This is a genomic window from Actinoplanes sp. NPDC004185 (assembly GCF_053603475.1).
Map to the genome: position 1 here is coordinate 25794 of NZ_JBSGFR010000041.1, position 18114 is coordinate 43907.

Consider the following 18114-nt stretch of genomic DNA (forward strand, 5'->3'; position numbering starts at 1 on the left):
ATTGACATGCTTCAATTCCACTCAGTGGGAGGTTGGAGTCATGCGCCGCAAGCTCGCCCTGGTCAGCACGCTGATACTCGGTGTCGGCACCCTCGCCGTGGCCCAGGCCACCGAGGCCTACTCGGAGACCCGTGCGGCCGTGCTGCCCGCACCCGATCTGGCCGATCCGGAGATTGTCGCGACGGGTCTGACCGTTCCGTGGGGGCTCGGGTTCCTGCCCGACGGCAGCGCCCTGGTCGCCGAACGCAACAGTGCCCGCATCCTGCAGCTGCGCCCGGGCAGCGCCCCGGCCGTCGTGGCCACAGTCGACGGGGTCGTCCCGGCCGGTGAGGCCGGCCTGCTCGGTCTGGCCGTGTCACCGACGTACGCCGAGGACGGCTACGTGTACGTCTACTTCACCTCGGCCTCGGACAACCGCATCGCCCGCCTGCGGCTCGACGCCCCGCAGGGCCAGCAGGTGATCCTCAGCGGGCTGGCCAAGGCCACCATCCACGACGGCGGCCGGATCGCCTTCGGACCGGACGGCATGCTCTACGCGGGCGTCGGCGACGCCGGCACGACCGCGAACGCGCAGAACCAGCAGAGCCGCAACGGCAAGATCCTGCGGATGCGGCCGGACGGCGGTGTCCCCGCCGAGGGCAACCCGTTCCCCGGCTCGCTGGTCTACAGCCTGGGCCACCGCAACGTCCAGGGCCTGGCCTGGGATGCGCAGGGCCGGCTGTACGCCGCCGAGTTCGGCCAGAACACCTGGGACGAGGTCAACCAGATCGTGCCCGGCGGCAACTACGGCTGGCCGACGGTCGAGGGCCGCAGCACCGACTCGCGCTTCCGTGACCCGATCGTCGTGTGGAGCACCGCCGAGGCCTCGCCCAGCGGCGCCACGATCGACGGCAGCACTCTCTACGTCGCCGCGCTGCGCGGCCAGCGGCTCTGGTCGGTCCCGCTGGACGGCAACGGCGGCGCCGGTACGCCGGCCGCGCTGCTGCAGGGCCGGTACGGCCGCCTGCGCACCGCTGAACGGGCGCCGGACGGCTCGCTCTGGATCACCACGAGCAACCGGGACGGCCGAGGCACTCCGGCGGCGGCCGACGACCGGGTCATCCGCTTCCCGGCTCAGTCCACGGTCGCCGGCGGCTGACCCGGCACCTGGACCTCGATCCGTTCCTTGCGCACTTCGCCCGAGACGGTCTGCTGGTCGGTGTGGACCACCTTGCGCAGGCGGACCCGCTCGACCGGCACGATCTCGGTGCTGACGACCGGGCGCTCCTCGTGCAGGGTGACCTCGAAGATGGTGCCGCCGTCGGGCGTCAGGAAGTCCTCGTCGGTGCCGAACACATCCGGGTCCGTGACCAGCGACTGCGCGTGGGACGGGATCGGTTCGCGTTCCAGCCGCAGCTCCTCGCGGCGGATCGTGACGGTGATCTGCACGTCCTCGGTGACCACGTGCTTGCGCAGCCGGGCCCGGCCGATCTCCACCACGTCGGCCCCGACGACCAGCCGCTCCTCCGACCGGGTCATCGCACCGTCGCGCAGAGTGGCGATCAGCTCCTCGCGGGACAGCTCCGCGGCGCCGAGCACGCCGGCCTCGTGGACCCGCTCCCGGAGCTGGTCGTCGCTCATCGCGTCCAAGTGGGTGTCCACACTTCCTCCATGAGCGTCGTCGGCCCGCGACCTGCGGCACCGGGGGTCCGCAGAACTGCCCGCAGGTTTACGTCGTAAACGCGCTGTGCGCTTCCCCACCCGATCGGGTCGGTAATCTCGTCGGCGTCCGGGTATGCGGCAGGTGGAGCACACGGGAGGGCGGATCCGATGACGGCCGGGAACCACGACGCCGCGCTCAGCGCGATCGCCGCGACCATCGAGCAAGCCGGGGTGTGCCTGCAGTTCGAGCCGCAGCCGACGGCCCTGGAGACCTGCTGGTACACGGTCGGCCTGACCGGCCACGGCCAACCGGAGCTGATCCTGTTCGGGCTCCCGCCGGACATCACCCGCCCCGCCCTGCGCGCCCTGGCCGCGGGGCTCATCGCCGGGCGCCGGGAGGTCACCGCTGGCGGCACCGCCGACGACGTGCTCGAGGGACACCCGGTCACCTTCGTGACAGTGACCGAGCCGGAGCGCCACCTGCCCGTCGCCGCGCAGTTCTACGCCGGCACCGGCAGGCCGTTACGGGCCCTGCAGATCGTGTGGCCGGACAGGTATCACCGGTGGCCGTGGGAGCCGGGCACACGGGTGCACGACATGCCGGTGCTGGGCGAGCACGCCGGGGTCACCGGCCGGTGACCTGCCCGCCCCGGGCGCGGGTGCAGTCCAGCACACGGGCGGTTGGCGAACAGCAGCATCCGGTCGCTCGCCGCGACGTCGGAGGGCGATGAGGCATGCCGGGAACCCGGCCGGCGCCGCCGCCGCGTACACGGCGCTGGTGCGCGTCCTCGGTCCGGAGCATCCCGGGACCGTGGCCGCGCACCGGGCCGTCATCCGGTCGAATGCCCGTCGCTGAGCCGCCGGCGGATCAGCAGCCCAGGCGCCGCGAGGAGAGCGCGATGTCGTCGATCCAGAGGTCGAAGCCGGCCGGCGTCGTGCCGCCCTGGTACAGCTGCCAGCCGATCTTGACCGTGTCGACCGCCGGCAGCACGAACGGGACCTGGTTGCCGCCGTGGGCTCCTTCGCCGGCGGTCAGGGTCACGTCGTCGCCGATCCAGGTGGTCACCGTGTTCGTCGCCGCGTCGAGGCGCCATTCGACGCACTGCCAGGTGTCCGCGGCGGTGGGGGCCGATTCGGTCCAGGCGGTCCAGTCGCCGGTGGGTCCGCCGTCCGCGCCGATGCCCCACAGGGAACGGTCCACCGTGGGCACGTACTGCCCGCCGAGCGGGCGCACCACCTCGGCGCTGCCCGATCCGGTCGCCTCGACCAGGGTGAAGTGCGCCCAGTCGGGTGCGGTGGGGAACGCGTCGACGCGCAGCCGCATCCGGCCGTAGAAACCGCCCGCGGGTACGGCTAGATCGTCGACCCGCAGGAAGGCGCGCCCGTTGTCGACCGTGCGGACGTGCAGCACCTTGCCGGCGTGCCGGCCGGCTGCCCGGCGTTCCACGGTCAGGGTGCCGTTGCGGGTGTCGATCCCCCAGTCGAGGCTGCTGGCCCCGCCGACCGGCAGCCGGTCGAAGTTCTCGCAGAACAGCACACCTGGCCTCGTACAGTCACGGGCGCTGGACGCACCCGCCGCGCCGGCGGCACCGCTGCCGGCGAGCAGGCACACCGTCAGCGCGGAGACGGCGGTGAGCAGACGGATGGACTTCAATGGTTCCTCCTGGGGTCGGGACAGTCAGGGCTGGGCGTTGAGAAAGCCCACGAGGGTGGCGGTCCACCAGCCGGCCTGGGAGATGGTCGCCACCAGGACGGCGCGGGCCAGCAGCCGGCGCGGCGGGGTCGTGCCGTTGAGCGCGAGCAGCCGGCGCTGGACCGTCGCGGCACTCAGCCCGTTGAGCGCCACGACCAGCACGGCGACCAGCTTGACCAGGGTGAGCGGCGCGGAGGTGTCCGGGGCCAGGAACACCCCGCTCAGGCTCAGGCCGGCCAGGCCCAGCCAGATCGGGGTGTGTGCGACCTGGGCGGCCCGCACCAGAGAGAGCAGGTCCTGACGCCCGATCAGCCACATCAGACCGAACCAGTCCAGGCTCAGCACCGCGCCCATGCCCAGCACGAGCGCGGCCAGGTGCACGAAGAGCGCGAACGGCCGGATGCCCGTCGCGGCCGGCATGTGCGGCGCGGCGAGCAGCATCGCGGCCCATCCGGCCGCGAGGGCCGAGGCAACGACATAGGACGGTACGCGGCGACGCTGCCGCAAGTGGCGCGGAGCAGAACTGACGGCGGTCAAGAAGACCTCCCGGGAGAGCCGTGGGAGCGCTCCCATCATCGCACATCATCTATGTCCGCGGGTACGAGGAACGGGGCCACCGATGCTGGTGGCCCCGTTCCCGGGCGATGGACTGCCGGCCGTCAGCCGGCGTACGTCTCGAACTCGGCGACCTTGGGCGTACCCGTCGAGCCGGTGATGTTGAAGGTGATCTTGGTCAGTGCCACCGGGGCGAAGCTGATGACACCGGCCCCGCTGCCCGAGGCCAGGACGGCTCCGGTGCTGTGGTTGAGGACCTGCCAGGAGCCGATGCTGCCGGCCGAGCCCGACGCCTCGCGGATGTTGATCCGGGACACCGTGGTCGCGGAGCCCCACTTGATCGAGATGGAGCCGGTGGCGCCGGCCGGGGACCAGAAGGTGCTCAGGTCGCCGTCGCGGACGTTGCCGTAGCCCGTACCGCCGGCCTTGCTGGAGCCGTCCGAGCCGGCGCCGATGCTCAGGTTCGTGCCGCTGGGCTGGGTCGGCGCCGGGGTGGTCGGGGCCGGGGTGGTCGGCGTGGGGCCGGTCGGGCCCGGCGTGGTCGGGGTCGGCTGCTGCGGCGAGCAGTTGCCGTTCGAGACCTGCAGACCCTTGTTGGCGCCGGCCGTCTGGCTGACGATCGCCGGCACGCAGGAGGCGCCGTCGAGGGTGTACGCGTACGGGATGCTGACGCTGGTGTTGCTCTGCGGGTTCGGGCCGGCGGGGTTGGTCTCGCTGCCCGGGGCCGACCACGTCACGTTGTCGAAGATGTTGCCGCTGACCTGCCAGAAGCCGGCCTCGGAGGTGTAGAAGGTGCCGAGGACGTCCTTGGAGTTCTTGAAATAGTTGTTCTCCACCTTGGCGCGGGCGCCGGCCCGGGAGTTGATGCCGGACTCGTTCAGGCTCACGTACGAGTTGTTGTAGATGTGCGCGATGCCGCCCCGCAGCAGGGGCGTGCGCGAGTCGATGTTCTCGTACGAGTTGTGGTGGAACGTGATGAAGCTGTTGGACCGGTCGCTCTCGCTGGAGCCGATCAGCCCGCCGCGGCCGGAGTTGCGCAGGATGCTGTAGGACAACGTCACGTACTGGGTGTTGTCCTTCATGTCGAACAGGCCGTCGAAGCCCTCCGACTCCCCGCCCGACGCCTCCAGGGTGGCGTGATCGACCCAGACGTTGCGGACGGTGCTCTCCATGCCGATGGCGTCGCCGCCGTTGGAGGTGGGCGAGCCCGACTTCTTGACGTTCCGGACGGTCACGTTCTGGATGATGATGTTGCTGGAGTCCCGGATGTGGATGCCCAGCTGGTCGAAGACCGCGCCCCCGCCGACCCCGATGATCGTGACGTTGCTGATCCCCTTGAGCTCGATCTTGTCGGCGGCGGTGTTGCAGCTGGCGCCGGACACCTTGGTGGTGTTGCCGTGGTTGATGGTGCCCTGCACCTCGATGATGATCGGGGTGCTGCTGCTGGCCCGGCCGCACAGGGCCGCATGGATCGCGGTGCCCGTGGTGGCCCGCACCGTCTGCCCGCCCGCGCCGCCGGTGGTGCCGCCGTTCTGGGTCGCGTAGCCGGTGACGCCGCCGGTCGCGGCCGACGCCTGGGACATCGGCAGGGCCACCGCGACGGCGCCACCGACGGCCGCCGTGCCCAGTGCGGCCAGGAGTCGCATGGCAACTGGTCGTCTCATTCTCGTCTCACCTTTTCCTCGCATGTGCCGTGGGTCCGGGAAGGGTGCAGCGCCCCACGGCACCGACGAGGATGCCGGCCGGCTCGGGCCAGGAAAGCGCTTACCTGGAGCGAGGATAGAGAGACGTTCATCGATAGGGCAAGGTCCTGTCCGGATTACGGGCATACGGCCGTGATGTTTCCGCGGTATTGCCACCGGGTCAGCCGCGGCCACCGCCCGGAGCGCCGGCGCGGGCCTCGATCGCCTTGACGGTGTTGCCGAGGGTCTTCGCGAGGAAGCCCTTGCCCACGGTGCCGAGCAGCGCCCCCACCACCCGCCCCTTGAGGTTGCGGCCCTCGCGCACCACCACGACGTCCAGGTCGGTCCCGCCGCCGGGCTGCCCGGTCAGGGTGTACGTGTGACCCGAGGCACCGCCCCAGATGTTGGAATCGGTAGTCGTCATGACAACGCGGCGCGGATCGGACCAGTCGTACCGCAGGCGTTCCCAGATGCCGCCCGATCCCTCCGTGACATCGGCCCAGTCGGCGCCCCGGTCGTGCACCTTGAGAAAATCGTCGGAGCTGTTCCCGAACAGCTCCGAACGCCCCGGCCCGAAATCTGTGAGCGCGGCGACGACCTGCTCCGGTGTCGCCGTGGTGGTCTGCTTGAGGTGGATCGTGGCCATGACGTGCTCCTCGGAACGGGTTGTCTGCTGACCCGGACCAGCCTGCCCGTTCCGAAGATCCACCGAGCCGGTGACACCCCCTGGTCAGGCCACCGGCACACCCTGGGCAGGAGTCCGCCGGGGCGGCTCCCGGCGGTCAGGGAGCGATGCCGAGGGACTGCCGGAGGAAGGCCAGCTCGTACTCCCAGAGGCCCGGCACCGACACGCCCATGTGGGTGACCCCCGGCAGGGGCAGCACGGTGTGCGGGCGGCCCGCCGCCACCAGCGCCGCCGACAGTTTCATCGTGTGCACCGGCAGCACGTTGTCGTCGATCATGCCGTGCACCAGCAGCAACGGCCGCCGCAACCGCGGAGCATCGGCGATCAGCGAGCCGTGCGCGTACCCGTCGGGGTTCTCGGCCGGCAGGCCCAGCGTGCGCTCCTGCCAGTGGGAGCTGTAGAGCAGCTGGTCGGTCACCGGGGCGCCGGCCACCGCGGCGTGGAACACGTCGGGACGGCGCAGCACCGCCAGCGCCGCGAGGTAGCCGCCGGCCGACCAGCCGCGGATGCCCACCCGGTCCAGGTCCAGGTCGGGGAACCGCCCGGCGGCGGCGTGCAGCGCGTCCACCTGGTCCTGCAGGCGGGGACCGGCGTGATCACCGGCGCGGGCGCGTTCCCACTGAGGTCCGCGCCCGGGCGTGCCCCGGCCGTCCGCGACGATCACCGCGAAGCCCTGGTCGGCGAACCACTGGGCGGCCCAGTAGCGGGAGCGGGCGGCGACGGCCCGCTGCGCGGCCGAGCCACCGTACGGGTCCATCAGCACCGGCAGCCGGGCCGCGCCCGGCTCGTGACCGGCGGGGAACAGGACCGCCGTCCGCAGGTCCCGCTCCCCCAGGGTCAGGAGCTGCGGCGCCGGGCGCACCGGCGGCTCAGCCACGAGACTGCGCACCTCGCGGCCGTCGACCGTGACCGTCTCGCCGTCGAGGGTCTGCGCGTCCACGACGGTCACGCCGCCGGCGCGGCACCCGCCGTACAGTCCGGGGACCGTGGTGATCCGGGCCGGGCCGGTCGCCGCCGACCAGGTCCACAGGTGCCGTTCGGCCGGATCCTGTCTGGCCGCGAACAGCACGGTGTCGCCGTCGACCGAGAGCACTTCGTCCAGCTGCAGGCCGGGCGGCGTGACCGGTACGCCGTCGGCGGTGAGCCGCCGGGTGTCGCGGTCGTCCACGCTCCACAGCAGGGACCCCGACGCGGTGTGCGCGGGGATGCCCGTGACGATCGTCGTCCACTCCGGGTCGGTGTTCTCCTGCCGCACCGTAGTGGCGCCGGTCGCGGGATCGGCGGCCAGCACGCGCATCACCGTCTGGCGCCTGTTCTGCACGACCACCAGCAGCCCGGTCGCGTCCCACACCACCCGGGTCACGTACTCGAACGCGGCCCGGTCCCAGGCCACCGGCGTACGGCTGCCGTCCAGGCCGAGCACGTGCAGGCTGACGTCGGCGTTCGGCGTTCCCGCGGACGGGTAGCGCAGGGCGGTCGGTGGCTGCCCGGGGCGGCCCGGGTCGGCGACGTACCAGATCTGGACCGGGGTGTCGTCCACCCGGGCGGCGACCAGGCTGCGGCCGTCCGGCGCCCACCAGTAGCCCTCGAACCGGTCCATCGACTCGGACGCCTCGTGCTCGGGCAGACCCCACGACACCTCGGGGCCGTCGGGTTCGGCCAGCGGCCGGTCGTCCTTGCCGTCGCGGCCGACCACCCGCAGCTCGGCCTCGCACACGTACGCGACCGTGCGGCCGGTCGGGTCGATCCGGGCCTCGGCAGCCGGTTCCTGCGCGCCCAGCTCGGTGACCTCGGCGGAGGCCACGTCGACCGCGTACAGCCGGCCGGCCACGGTGAACACCGCTGTGCGGACGGCGGCGTCGGTGGCGTAGGAGCCGATGCCCGCAGAGCGGTCCCGGGCCCGTTCCCGCCGGGCGCGCTCGCGCTCGGACAGCGGCCCACCGTCGGCCGCTCCCAGCGCCGTCGCATCCACCAGCCGCCGTTCCGTCCCGGTCGCGACCTCGTACGACCAGAGATCGCCCACGGGGTCGGTCGCGCCGCGCGAGCGCAGGAACAGCACCCGGGAGCCGTCGGGGGCCACCGCGAACCGGCGCGGGCGGCCGAGCGTGAATCCCTGGGTGCGGGCGACCAGCGCGGGGAACGAAGAAGTCATGCCCCAGTCTCCCCGCTGGAGCACGAGCCGTCAGCCCGGCGCAGCCGGCCGCCGCGCGGATTGCCGGTCGGCTGCCGGGTGCCTGCCTGGTCGCCGGGCCCACGCGGGCCGAGGATCGACGGCACCCGCGGCGATCCAGGAGGCCCGATCATGTCGATGCGGATGCTGCTGCTGACGACCGCCCCGCCCGCCGCCGGCGTCGCCCTCGGCCATCTGCTCGGCGGTCGCCTCAGCGGTCTGCGCGTTCTGGCGACGAAGGCCCTGTGGCTGGTGTGGATCGCGGCGGCCGTGCAGGTGATGCAGTACACCGTCACCGAGGAGCTGCTCGGCGTGCCGTTGCTCGCGGTGGTCTTCCTCGCCGTGCTGGCCTGGCTGGCCGCGGGCATCGCCGGCTGGCCGCGGCCGCTGCGGGCCGCCGGGGCCGTGATCCTGATCGGCGCCGCGCTCAACGGGCTGGCCATCGCCGGCAACGGCCGGATGCCCTACGAGCCGGCAGCCGCCCGGGCCGCCGGGCTCACGGCCGGTGTCGTCACGGCCAAGAACGAGCCGGCGCACCAGCACACCCGGCTGGCCCCGCTCGGCGACACCATCCCCGTCCCGCCGCTGCACGCGGTCATCAGCCCCGGCGACATCCTGATCGGCGTCGGAGCCTGTGCGCTGATCGCGCTCGCGATGCACCGGCAGCGGCGCGGCGGTCCCGTACCCCGGCCCGGCGACGCGGAGGAGGTGAATGATGATCCACACCTGGAACTGGCAGCGCATCGCCCTGGCGATCCTCACGGTGGCGGCCCTGGCGACGCTGCTCACCACGATCGGCGCACCGATGACCGAAGGAAGCTGACGAGCGGAGGACACCCATGATTCGGACCGTTCGGTGGCGGGAGATCGTCATCGTCTGCTGCACGCTGGCCGCCGTGGCACTGCTGCTCTTCACCATCGGCGCACCGCACGAGCACGGCGGCTGACCGGCCACGGGGAGCCGGCCCGGGCCGGGCCGGCTCCCCGCTCAGGCGGCGTCACCACTCGGCGGTGCAGTCGTAGTCGTTGCCGCGCTGCAGGCAGGCCGAGAACCGGTAGTTGGGATCGGCCAGCGTGATCTGCCCGAAGGTGTGGGTGGAGGTCTGGCTGCCGTCGTTACGGGTGCCGTGCACGAACTCCCGGCTGCCGTTACTGAGGATCCGCAGCCAGATCACGTCGTTCTCCCGCCACCGGCTGCTCGCGCTGACCCGGGCCCAGCCGTACTGGTAGCCCTGGTACCAGCCGGCACGCAGCTCGATGGTGACGCCGAACTTCGTGGTGTACGGCCCCACCGGCGTCGTCCGGTTCGTGGTCTCGTTGACCTGGCTCAGGTCGAGCACGCTGGGCGCCGCCTGGGCCGGCCCGGCGGCGACCAGCGACCCCAGGATCCCGAGCAGAGCGGCGGCGGCCAGGATCCGCTTACGCATGAAACGCATCGTCATTCCCCCATGGAAATCACCTCGGTGGACAGTGCCGGTCCAGCCTCGCCGCGGTGCCGTACGGGACGCCAGCCGTTCGACGGACGTCGAACGTTCCGCGTGCCGGGTCAGTGGCCGAGACCGGCCTCGCGGGCCCGGACGATCGCCTCGGCCCGGTCGGCCACCTGCAGCTTGGCGAACACGTTGGAGACGTTGTTGCGGACCGTCTTCGGTGACAGGTACAGCGCCGCGGCGATCTGGCCGTTCGACCGGCCCGCCGCGAGCAGCTCGAGGATCTCCCGTTCGCGGGCGGTGAGCTGCGGGAACGCCGCCGTGGGGGCGGGCGGGCCGGCGGCGAAGAACTCGGCGATGCGCACCGCGAGGCTGGCCCCGAAGACCACGCCGCCGGCGGCCACCGTGGTGATGGCCCGGACGATCTCCTCCTGCTCGGCGCCCTTCACCAGGTAGCCGCGCGCGCCGGCGCGGACCGCGGCGAACACCGTGCCGTCGTCCTCCGACATGGTGAGCACGACCACGCCCACCGAGGGGGCCTCCAGCGCCAGCCGCCGGGTCGCCTCCACCCCGTTGAGCTCGGGCATCTGCACGTCCATCACGACCACGTCGGGCAGCAGCCGGACCGCCTGCGCGACCGCCTCGGCGCCGTTGGCCGCGGTGCCGACCACCTCGACACCGCCCACCGAGGTGAGCAGCATGGCCAGGCCGTCCCGGAAGATCGGATGGTCGTCGGCGACCAGCACCCGTACCGGTTCCTCGGTCATGCCCCCACCTCCGCGACCGCGAGTGGCAGCCGCGCGCGTACCACCGTGCCTTGTTCGTCGGGGCACTCTATCCGGCAGTCGCCGCCCAGCTCGGCAGCGCGTTCGCGCAGCGACACGAGTCCCACCCCGGAGGGGGTGCCGGCCGGGATGCCGGCACCGTCGTCGGCCACCTCGACGACGAGGTCGCCGCCGGCGACCTCCAGGCGGACCCGGCAGGTGCGCGCGCCCGCGTGCCGGGCCACGTTGGTCAGGGCCTCGGAGGCGATCCGGTACGCGGCCACCTCGACCGCCGCCGGCAGCGTGTCGAGCCCGTCGCCGCCGTCGACAGTGACGCTGAGTCCCGGCGCGCGCAGCCGGGCAGCCTGCTGCCGGACCGCGCCGAGCAGTCCCACGTCGTCCAGGGCCGGCGGGCGCAGGTCGTGCACCAGCCGCCGGACGTCGGCCAGGGCCGCCGTGACGTCGTCGCGGGCCTGCCGCAGCAGCCCGTCGGCCTGCTGCGGGTCACGGGCCGCCAGGTTGCGGGCCGCGTCGATGCGCAGTGCCACCCCGCCCAGCGCCGGGCCCAGCCCGTCGTGCAGGTCGCGGCGCAACCGGCGGCGCTCCTCCTCCCGGGCGGAGACGATCTGCTCCCGGCTGCGCTGCAGCTCACGGGCCAGGTGGGCGGTGCGGGCGGCGAAAGCGGCCTGGCGCACCACGTCACCGAGCAGCCGCTCGTCGCGCGCGGACAGCACGGCCCGGGCACCACCGCGGGGCAGCACCAGCCGGCCGACGGCCTCACCCCGGTAGGTGATCGGCAGCACCTGCGTCTGCGCGGGCGGCTCCCCGTGGGCGGCGACGATCCGGTCCCCGCCGGCCCGGTCGACCTCGACCGACACGTACGGCGACCGGAACGCCTCGGCCACGCTGCGGGCGACGGCGAGCAGCTGGTCCTCCGGGCTGTCGGAGCGTTCCAGCTGCTCGGCCAGCCCGGCGACCACACCGTACGGGTCGTCGCGCCGGCCCAGCACGACCCTCCGTACGAGCAGCCACAGCCGGTGCCGCAGTGGCCCGTACCCGGCGGCCACCACGAGCAGGGCCAGCACCGCCGCGTCCCGTTCGGCGAGCCGTTCACCCAGCACGGCACTGGTCAGGCCCAGGACGCAGGCGTCGACGGCGAGCACGCTGACCGCCAGGGCGCCGTAGAGCACGGTCGCGCCGAGCAGCCGGTCGATGTCGACGAGCTGCGGGCGCACGATGCCGATCACCAGGGCGATCCCGGTCAGCGCGACCGAGGTGGTCAACCCGATCGACGTCCACGCCGCCGGCAGCACCCGGGTGGACAGCATCACCAGGGCGGCCACCACGGCGGCCCACAGCAGCCAGCGCATCCGGGCCCGGCGCTGCGGGTCGCCGGCCGAGCGGCGGTACCGGCCCACCACCACCGCGACCGGCACGATCAGGCTGACCGGCACCAGCGCACCGGCCACGGCGAGCAGCGCGGTCCAGACGCCGTCGGGCAGCCACACCGTGGTCAGGTCGAGGTCGAGCCCGGCGAACGGCGGCGGGATCGGGCCGCCCGCGTCGGCCTGGGCCAGGCCGGACGGCACCAGCAGCAGCACCACCGGCAGCAGTGCGGTGCTGGCCAGCCCGATCAGCGAGGCGATCCGCCACCGGCCGCGCGGCAGCCGCCCGTACGGGTAGAGCAGCAGCACCACCGGCAGCGACAGCAGCAGCGCGGCACCCAGCCGCTGGTAGACCCAGAAGGCGAGGGCGGCGCCGGGCCGGGCCGGATCGGTGAGCGTGGCGTAGGCCAGCCAGGACGAGGCGAGCCCGTCGAGGCTCCAGTGCACCCCGGTCACGAGCAGCACCCAGGCGAGCGGGTGCCGGGGCCGGCGGCGCAGCAGCAGGGCGCCCGGCACGGCCAGGGCCAGACCGGGGATGCCGGAGATCGAGCCGGGCTCGAGCACCGTGACAGTCCGGTGCGCGGCCGGCACGGCGAGGTCCAGCACCGCTGCGATGACGGTGGCGGCGATCGACAGCAGGACGGCCGACACGCCGACCGCGGTGTGCGCGGGACGCGCGCGTCCGTGCTCTTCCACGGGCTCATCGTCGCAGGCCGGGCGTCCCGCGGTCCCGAGACCGGTGTCCCGGGCGACCCGGGACAACCGACGGGACCGGGTCGGGGGCGCGCGGCCCTGCCGGCCCGGGACGCGTCCCGGACAGAGTTCTCCTCGTCGCGGCGCACACCGCACCGCCGCTCACCGAGAGGACTCACCATGTCGATCAGCACCAGCGCCGTGCCGGCCCGTACCGATGTCTCCGCCGCCGGCCCGGACCGGCCCGCCGCCTCCGCGGCGAGCGTGCGCCGCACCGGCTGGTTCGTCGCCGCCGGCGGTGCGATCTGGGCCGCCACCATGTACGCGGTCAACCCGCAGACCACCGACCCGAGCGGCATCACCCTCATCGACCTCGGCTCGCTGCCCTTCCAGTTCAGCCTGTTCGCGCTGGTCACCGCTCAGCTGCGGACCGGCGCCACCGGGATCACCCGGGTCGCCCGGGGCATGCTGCGCGTCGAGTACGTGCTGCTCGCCCTGGCCACACTCTGGACGATCCTGCACGGGGCCGTGCCCGCCTTCCGCGACGACCTGTGGCTGTCGGTGCTGGACGCGTTCTGGCCGCTGTCCATGGTCGGCATGTTCGTGATCGGCGTGAAGATCGCGGTGGCCGGCCGCTGGCGGGGCCCGGCCCGGGTGTGGCCGCTGGTCGCCGAGAGCTGGGCCGTGGTGACCGTGCCGTCCTTCGCCATCCTCGGCATGGGGGTGGGCCAGTACATCGGCGCCACCCACGCCGCGCTCGGCTACGGCTGCCTCGGCCTGATCCTGGCGCTGCGCCCGCACCTGACCGGCGCCCGCGACTGATCCCCGATCCGGCCCGCCCCGGTCCCCCGCCACCGCGGGCGCCCGGGGCGTTCAGCTGCGCGGGACCGGCCGGCCGTGGTCGTCCTCCTCGTCGCCGTCCTCAGTGGGCGAGGTATTCCTCGTCGGTGACCAGGTCGCCCCACTCGGACTCCGGACCCTGGCCGGGCCCCTCCCACATCGCCAGGTGCGTCATGAAGTGACCGGGAGCCGCGCCGTGCCAGTGCCATTCCCCCGGCGGCGTCCAGATCGACTCGCCCGGGGAGATCTCGATGATCTTGCCGCCGCGGGCCTGGACCAGGCCGCGGCCCTCGGTGACGTACAGCGTCTGGCCGACCGCGTGCGAGTGCCAGGCGGTGCGCGCACCGGGCGAGAACCGCACCGTGTTGACCCGCAGCCGGGACGGCGGCTCGCCCTTGGCGACGACGTCGAACCAGACGTCGCCGGTGAACATCTGCGCCGGGCCCTTGGTGGTCGGCTGCTTGCTCAGGATCTCCACGGTCTCCCCCTGGATCGGTGCGCTTCGTCGTCCCGGGATCGACGCTATGCCGCGGCCGGCCGGCCTGGGAGGGTCTGTCAGTACCTCTGCCATCAGGTCCTCCCAGCCGCTCGTGCGGTCCGCCTAACCTTGAACGCACGGTTGACGCCCACCGCGCCTCGCCCGAAGACGTCAGGAGCTGTGCCATGCGGATGAGAACCGCCGTCAGTGCCGCACTCGTTTCCCTCGCCGCCGTGCTCACCATGGTCGTCGCCGGCCCCGGCCCGGCGGAGCAGCCCGAGGCCGCGCAGTCACTGGTGATCGTGACCGAGCCGGACGACGTCCCGGCGACGTGGGCGGCCCCGCAGCCGAACCGGCACAGCGCCCCGGCGGCCTGGGACTGCCCCCAGGTGTAGGGCGACACCGTGAGTGACCCGGAACTGCTCGAGCGGCAGGCCGCCCTGCAGGCCGAGGGAGCCGAGCTGCTGGCTCGGCTCGACCGCCTGGGACCGCTCGCGCCGACCGGCAGCTTCGTATCCGGCCTGATGGTGTGGCGCGACCTCGACGTGATGCTGCTGGGCGGGCCGTCGTTCGGACCGCACGACGTGCTGCAACTGCTCGGGCACGCGGTCGAGCTGCCCGGCCTCACCAGCTTCGCCTGCGCCGACGAGCGCGGGGAACGCTCACCCACCGGCGAGCAGCGCGACGAGCGTTTCCATGTGCCGCTGCGCGTCGGCGAGTGGCGGGTCGACCTGTCCGTCTGGCTGTACGACGACCACGCGAACGTGACGGCGTATCACCGGGACCTGGCCGCCTCCCTCACCGCCGCCCAGCGGCTGGCCATCCTGCGCATCAAGGACGTCTGGCACCGGCGTCCGGAGTATCCGGACGAGGTGAGCGGTTTCGAGATCTACACCGCCGTGCTGGAGCACGGCGTGGCCACGCCGCGGGAGTTCGAGGCGTGGCTGCGGTCGGCGGCCTGATCACGCCCGGCATCCCCGCCTGTGTCAGCTGAGGAATTCCTCCGCGAAGCGGTGGACCTGCGCCACGTCGGTCGGATCGTCGAAGCCGACGATGAGCTCCTGGACGCCGGCGGCCTCGTAGGCGGCGATCCGCTCACGGATCGTGTCCACCGTGCCGACGAGCCCGTATCCGCCCAGGTCGCCCGGGTAGGCGAAATCGATGCCGGGCGGCACCGCCGCCCGGGCCTCCGCGTCGGTGTCCCGGATGATGCACACGGTCGTCGCCGTACGCAGGATGCTGTCGTAGTCACGCCCGACCTCGTCGCAGTGCGCGCGCAGCACGGCGTACTTGTGCGCCAGGACCGCGGGCGAGTCCATCACGTTGCAGGCGTCGGCGTACTTCGCCACCAGCCGCAGGGTGACCTTCTCGCCGCCGCCGGCGATCATCAGCGGGATGTGCGGCGACTGGACACCCTTGGGCTCGTTGACCGCTCCGCGCAGCTGGTAGTACCTGCCCTGGAAGGTCGTCTCCTTCTCGGTCCACAGCGAGAGGATGATCTGCGCTGCCTCACCGAGCCGCCGGAGCCGGTCGCCCGCGGTGCCGAACTCGTAGCCGTACCCGATGTAGTCGGGCTCGTACCAGCCCGCGCCGATCCCCAGCGTGAGCCGGCCGCCGGAGAGCACGTCCACGGTGGACGCCATCTTGGCCTGCAGGGCGGGGTTGCGGTAGCTGTTGCCGGTGACCAGCTGCCCGACCCGGATCCGGGTGGTGTCGCGGGCCAGGCCGGTCAGCACGGACCAGGACTCGAAGAGCATTTCCGCCGACGGCGGGATCGTGGTGAGGTGGTCGGGTGCCCACAGCGTCCCGTAGCCGAGCTCGTCCGCCGTGCGGGCGATCCGGGTCAGCGTCGCGTAGGCCTGGACCGGGTCGGTGAAGCGGGCGAACTCCTGCCCGAAACCGGTGGGAAGAAAGATACTGAAAGTCAGGGCCACGGTACGACGGTCCTTCCGCTCGGATGCCGGTGGTTGCGTAGTACCGACCGAGCGCGCACCGGAAAGGAATCGCCATGACAGCCCCTTCTTCCGAGGCGGACTTTCCGTCGTCCCTCAAGCCGGCGGCCACCACGCCCGCGGTGCGGTTCGCCAGTGGCGGCCACACGCTGCCGGGCGTGCTGCATCTGCCGGCGGGGCCCGGCCCCCACCCGGTGGTCGTGCTCCTGCACGGGTTCCCGGGCAACGAGCGCAACTTCGACCTGGCCCAGGCCTTGCGGCGGGCGGGCTACGCGGCCCTCGTGTTCCACTACCGCGGCTCCTGGGGCGCGGGCGGTTCCTGGTCCTGGCACCACGTGCTCGAGGACGCGGCCGCCGTCGTGGACGCCGTACGCGGGGACGCCATGGCCGGGGCCCACCGGCTGGACCCTTCCCGGGTCGCCGTGGCCGGTCACAGCCTCGGCGGGTTCGCCGCGCTGATGACCGCCGCCGCGGACCCGCGAGTCGGCGCGGTGGCCTCGATCGCCGGGTTCGACCTCGGCGCCGCCGCGGCGGCCGGCCAGGACCCGGCGGTCCGGGCCGGCTACGTCGAAGCTTTCGACGACGATCTGCTGCCGTTGACGGACACCAGCGGCGAGGCGCTCGTGCGGGAGATGGAGGCCGCCGGCCCGGCGTGGCGCCTAGGCGGCCTCGCGCCGCGGCTGGCCGACCGGCCGGTGCTGCTCGTCGGCACGGGCCGCGATCCCGTCACGCCCGCCGACACGCATCACCATCCGCTGGTACGGCAGTACCGGGAGTTTCCGATCGACCGGCTGGAACACCGGCTCTTCGATACCGATCACGCGCTGTCCGATCATCGGACCGCGCTGGCTCGCACTGTCGTCGACTTCCTCGACCGGCAGCTGCGGGCCGGGGCGTGACCGCACCCGTTCCGCCGGCCGGCCACATCGTTGTCACAGCCGTCACGATCAGGGCCGGGATCAGGGCGTATCCGGTGAGGAGCAGGACGGCGGCGACGGCCACCGTGGCGACGGCGGCGACCGTGCGCGGGGTTCCGGTGAGGGTGCGCCAGCCGGAGACGGTGCAGCCGAGGTAGACGGCGAGGAAGAAGGCGCTCGGCACGGTGACCATGGCCGACACCGGAACCGTGCCGGTGCCGAGCAGCCAGGTCGCGACGAGCTCGGCGGCCAGCATGACGGTCAGCAGCCACGGCGGGATGACCAGGCGATCGGCCCGGCGCCGGTGGCCGCGGGCGGTGAGGGTCCGGGCCAGCGTGGCGCCGCCGGTGAAGTACGCGTTCGTCGTGCCGACGGTCAGGGCGATCGCGGCACCCGCCGCCACGGCTGAGCCCGCGGAGCCGAAGGACAGCGACAGCAGGGCGGCCAGCGGCACCTCCGTACCGGCGCGCGGACCGAGCGCGGCGACGGTGACGGCCGCCAGCGACAGGTAGACGACGGTCGTCACCGCGAACGCGATACCGATGACCTTGGGCAGCTGCCGGCGTGGATCGGTGAACCGGGCCGTGAGCGGGGCGATGGCCTCCCAGCCGACGAAGGACAGCATCAGCAGGGCGGCCGCCGACCCGACGGCCAGCCAGCCGTGCGGCGCGAACGGCTGCCAGTTGCGGGCGGCCGAGCTCGGCACCGCGCCGGCGACGGCCACGAGGACCACGACGACGAGCACACCGATCAGCGCGAGCTGCACCGTCGTCGAGGCCCGCACTCCGCACATGGTCACGGCCAGCACGACCAGGAGCAGGGCCGCGCCGGCCAGCGCGGTGGCCTCCCGCCCGGCGCCGAGCAGGGCGGCGAGGTAGCCGGCGCCCATGTGGCACACGACGGGTGCTCCGGTGACGATGCCGGCGAGGAAGCACCAGGAGGCGGCGCGGCCGGCCCGCATCCCGAGCCCGGCCCGCACGTACGTGGCGGCCCCGCCGTCCGAGGGCCGGGCCACGCCCAGGGCGGCGAAGACCACGGCGAGCAGGCCGGACAGGACCAGCAGACCGATCCACGCGAGGATCGAGGCCGGGCCGGCCGCCCCCGCCGCCAGTCCGGGCAGGACGAGCAGACCGGGGCCGAGCAGGGCACCGACGTAGAGGGCCACGCCCCGGGTGACGCTGAGCTTCATGCCGCAATTTTGTTCCGTACCGGACCGCACGCGATGGCAA

The 18114-nt window shown here is 73.2% G+C and carries 19 protein-coding genes and 1 pseudogene; 8 read left to right on the forward strand and 12 right to left on the reverse strand.

What is annotated here, in order from left to right:
- Positions 1 to 40: 40 nt before the first annotated feature.
- Positions 41 to 1138 carry a PQQ-dependent sugar dehydrogenase gene (locus tag ACWEOZ_RS33215; RefSeq protein WP_451914628.1) on the forward strand — a complete coding sequence of 366 codons (1098 nt, stop codon included), beginning with the start codon at positions 41 to 43 and terminating at the stop codon, positions 1136 to 1138.
- Here the strand turns inward: ACWEOZ_RS33215 and ACWEOZ_RS33220 are convergent.
- A complete protein-coding gene (locus tag ACWEOZ_RS33220) occupies positions 1114 to 1641 on the reverse strand; it encodes a YsnF/AvaK domain-containing protein (protein ID WP_451914629.1) in 528 nt (175 codons plus the stop codon). The genes ACWEOZ_RS33215 and ACWEOZ_RS33220 overlap by 25 nt on opposite strands.
- A gap of 168 nt (positions 1642 to 1809) precedes the next feature.
- Here ACWEOZ_RS33220 and ACWEOZ_RS33225 point away from each other — a divergent pair, with 168 nt between their 5' ends.
- Positions 1810 to 2280, forward strand: coding sequence for a DUF4262 domain-containing protein (locus tag ACWEOZ_RS33225; RefSeq protein ID WP_451914630.1), 471 nt, complete (start codon positions 1810 to 1812; stop codon positions 2278 to 2280).
- An 88-nt stretch (positions 2281 to 2368) separates the two neighbouring features.
- On the forward strand, positions 2369 to 2497 hold the full coding sequence (locus ACWEOZ_RS33230; protein ID WP_451914631.1) for a hypothetical protein: 129 nt from the start codon (positions 2369 to 2371) through the stop codon (positions 2495 to 2497).
- A gap of 12 nt (positions 2498 to 2509) precedes the next feature.
- On the opposite strand, the gene ACWEOZ_RS33235 is transcribed toward ACWEOZ_RS33230, so the two are convergent.
- From ACWEOZ_RS33235 to ACWEOZ_RS33255, 5 genes are all read right to left on the reverse strand, one after another.
- The gene (locus tag ACWEOZ_RS33235) at positions 2510 to 3295 is read right to left on the reverse strand and encodes a hypothetical protein (RefSeq protein WP_451914632.1); all 786 of its coding nucleotides are present in this window, start codon (positions 3293 to 3295) and stop codon (positions 2510 to 2512) included.
- Between the two features lie 24 nt (positions 3296 to 3319).
- Positions 3320 to 3907 (reverse strand): hypothetical protein, encoded by a 588-nt coding sequence (locus tag ACWEOZ_RS33240; RefSeq protein WP_451914633.1) that lies wholly within the window; start codon positions 3905 to 3907, stop codon positions 3320 to 3322.
- Positions 3908 to 3993: 86 nt separating this feature from the next.
- Positions 3994 to 5553 (reverse strand): pectate lyase family protein, encoded by a 1560-nt coding sequence (locus ACWEOZ_RS33245; protein ID WP_451914634.1) that lies wholly within the window; start codon positions 5551 to 5553, stop codon positions 3994 to 3996.
- 199 nt (positions 5554 to 5752) lie between these two features.
- Positions 5753 to 6217, reverse strand: a complete 465-nt coding sequence (locus ACWEOZ_RS33250; protein ID WP_451914635.1) for a hypothetical protein — start codon at positions 6215 to 6217, stop codon at positions 5753 to 5755.
- Positions 6218 to 6353: 136 nt separating this feature from the next.
- Positions 6354 to 8408, reverse strand: coding sequence for a prolyl oligopeptidase family serine peptidase (locus tag ACWEOZ_RS33255; RefSeq protein WP_451914636.1), 2055 nt, complete (start codon positions 8406 to 8408; stop codon positions 6354 to 6356).
- A 150-nt stretch (positions 8409 to 8558) separates the two neighbouring features.
- Between ACWEOZ_RS33255 and ACWEOZ_RS33260 the strand changes: the two genes are divergently transcribed.
- On the forward strand, positions 8559 to 9269 hold the full coding sequence (locus ACWEOZ_RS33260) for a DUF5317 family protein (protein WP_451914637.1): 711 nt from the start codon (positions 8559 to 8561) through the stop codon (positions 9267 to 9269).
- A 155-nt stretch (positions 9270 to 9424) separates the two neighbouring features.
- Here ACWEOZ_RS33260 and ACWEOZ_RS33265 read toward each other — a convergent pair whose 3' ends face one another.
- The 3 genes from ACWEOZ_RS33265 to ACWEOZ_RS33275 form a co-directional block, all read right to left on the reverse strand.
- Positions 9425 to 9853 (reverse strand): hypothetical protein, encoded by a 429-nt coding sequence (locus tag ACWEOZ_RS33265; RefSeq protein WP_451914638.1) that lies wholly within the window; start codon positions 9851 to 9853, stop codon positions 9425 to 9427.
- A 119-nt stretch (positions 9854 to 9972) separates the two neighbouring features.
- The gene (locus ACWEOZ_RS33270; protein ID WP_451914639.1) at positions 9973 to 10623 is read right to left on the reverse strand and encodes a response regulator; all 651 of its coding nucleotides are present in this window, start codon (positions 10621 to 10623) and stop codon (positions 9973 to 9975) included.
- Complete coding sequence (locus ACWEOZ_RS33275; protein WP_451914640.1) at positions 10620 to 12701, reverse strand: sensor histidine kinase; 2082 nt, start codon at positions 12699 to 12701, stop codon at positions 10620 to 10622. The genes ACWEOZ_RS33270 and ACWEOZ_RS33275 overlap by 4 nt, the downstream gene beginning before the upstream one ends.
- A 177-nt stretch (positions 12702 to 12878) precedes the next feature.
- On the opposite strand from ACWEOZ_RS33275, the gene ACWEOZ_RS33280 reads away from it, so the two are divergent.
- The gene (locus ACWEOZ_RS33280; RefSeq protein ID WP_451914641.1) at positions 12879 to 13520 is read left to right on the forward strand and encodes a hypothetical protein; all 642 of its coding nucleotides are present in this window, start codon (positions 12879 to 12881) and stop codon (positions 13518 to 13520) included.
- A 100-nt stretch (positions 13521 to 13620) separates the two neighbouring features.
- On the opposite strand, the gene ACWEOZ_RS33285 is transcribed toward ACWEOZ_RS33280, so the two are convergent.
- A complete protein-coding gene (locus tag ACWEOZ_RS33285) occupies positions 13621 to 14016 on the reverse strand; it encodes a (R)-mandelonitrile lyase (RefSeq protein ID WP_451914642.1) in 396 nt (131 codons plus the stop codon).
- Between the two features lie 185 nt (positions 14017 to 14201).
- Here ACWEOZ_RS33285 and ACWEOZ_RS33290 point away from each other — a divergent pair, with 185 nt between their 5' ends.
- Positions 14202 to 14411, forward strand: a complete 210-nt coding sequence (locus ACWEOZ_RS33290) for a hypothetical protein (protein WP_451914643.1) — start codon at positions 14202 to 14204, stop codon at positions 14409 to 14411.
- 9 nt (positions 14412 to 14420) lie between these two features.
- Positions 14421 to 14978, forward strand: a complete 558-nt coding sequence (locus ACWEOZ_RS33295; protein ID WP_451914644.1) for a hypothetical protein — start codon at positions 14421 to 14423, stop codon at positions 14976 to 14978.
- 24 nt (positions 14979 to 15002) lie between these two features.
- Here the strand turns inward: ACWEOZ_RS33295 and ACWEOZ_RS33300 are convergent, their stop codons facing one another.
- Positions 15003 to 15950: an LLM class F420-dependent oxidoreductase gene (locus tag ACWEOZ_RS33300; protein ID WP_451914645.1), complete on the reverse strand. Its 948-nt coding sequence runs from the start codon at positions 15948 to 15950 to the stop codon at positions 15003 to 15005.
- A gap of 74 nt (positions 15951 to 16024) precedes the next feature.
- Here ACWEOZ_RS33300 and ACWEOZ_RS33305 point away from each other — a divergent pair, with 74 nt between their 5' ends.
- Complete coding sequence (locus ACWEOZ_RS33305) at positions 16025 to 16867, forward strand: alpha/beta hydrolase family protein (RefSeq protein WP_451914646.1); 843 nt, start codon at positions 16025 to 16027, stop codon at positions 16865 to 16867.
- Between the two features lie 160 nt (positions 16868 to 17027).
- Here the strand turns inward: ACWEOZ_RS33305 and ACWEOZ_RS33310 are convergent.
- Positions 17028 to 18074 (reverse strand): annotated as a pseudogene (locus ACWEOZ_RS33310) (APC family permease); the annotation flags it as partial.
- Between the last annotated feature and the right edge of the window lie 40 nt (positions 18075 to 18114).

What these genes read in the sequence shown, in the direction of transcription:
- ACWEOZ_RS33290 (WP_451914643.1), top strand. Translation starts at nt 14,202, where the DNA reads ATGCGGATGAGAACCGCCGTCAGTGCCGCACTCGTTTCCCTCGCCGCC.
- ACWEOZ_RS33255 (WP_451914636.1), bottom strand. Translation starts at nt 8,408, where the DNA reads ATGACTTCTTCGTTCCCCGCGCTGGTCGCCCGCACCCAGGGATTCACG.
- ACWEOZ_RS33265 (WP_451914638.1), bottom strand. Translation starts at nt 9,853, where the DNA reads ATGCGTAAGCGGATCCTGGCCGCCGCCGCTCTGCTCGGGATCCTGGGG.
- ACWEOZ_RS33240 (WP_451914633.1), bottom strand. Translation starts at nt 3,907, where the DNA reads ATGGGAGCGCTCCCACGGCTCTCCCGGGAGGTCTTCTTGACCGCCGTC.
- ACWEOZ_RS33280 (WP_451914641.1), top strand. Translation starts at nt 12,879, where the DNA reads ATGTCGATCAGCACCAGCGCCGTGCCGGCCCGTACCGATGTCTCCGCC.
- ACWEOZ_RS33250 (WP_451914635.1), bottom strand. Translation starts at nt 6,217, where the DNA reads ATGGCCACGATCCACCTCAAGCAGACCACCACGGCGACACCGGAGCAG.
- ACWEOZ_RS33270 (WP_451914639.1), bottom strand. Translation starts at nt 10,623, where the DNA reads ATGACCGAGGAACCGGTACGGGTGCTGGTCGCCGACGACCATCCGATC.
- ACWEOZ_RS33245 (WP_451914634.1), bottom strand. Translation starts at nt 5,553, where the DNA reads ATGAGACGACCAGTTGCCATGCGACTCCTGGCCGCACTGGGCACGGCG.
- ACWEOZ_RS33215 (WP_451914628.1), top strand. Translation starts at nt 41, where the DNA reads ATGCGCCGCAAGCTCGCCCTGGTCAGCACGCTGATACTCGGTGTCGGC.
- ACWEOZ_RS33230 (WP_451914631.1), top strand. Translation starts at nt 2,369, where the DNA reads ATGAGGCATGCCGGGAACCCGGCCGGCGCCGCCGCCGCGTACACGGCG.
- ACWEOZ_RS33305 (WP_451914646.1), top strand. Translation starts at nt 16,025, where the DNA reads ATGACAGCCCCTTCTTCCGAGGCGGACTTTCCGTCGTCCCTCAAGCCG.
- ACWEOZ_RS33225 (WP_451914630.1), top strand. Translation starts at nt 1,810, where the DNA reads ATGACGGCCGGGAACCACGACGCCGCGCTCAGCGCGATCGCCGCGACC.
- ACWEOZ_RS33260 (WP_451914637.1), top strand. Translation starts at nt 8,559, where the DNA reads ATGTCGATGCGGATGCTGCTGCTGACGACCGCCCCGCCCGCCGCCGGC.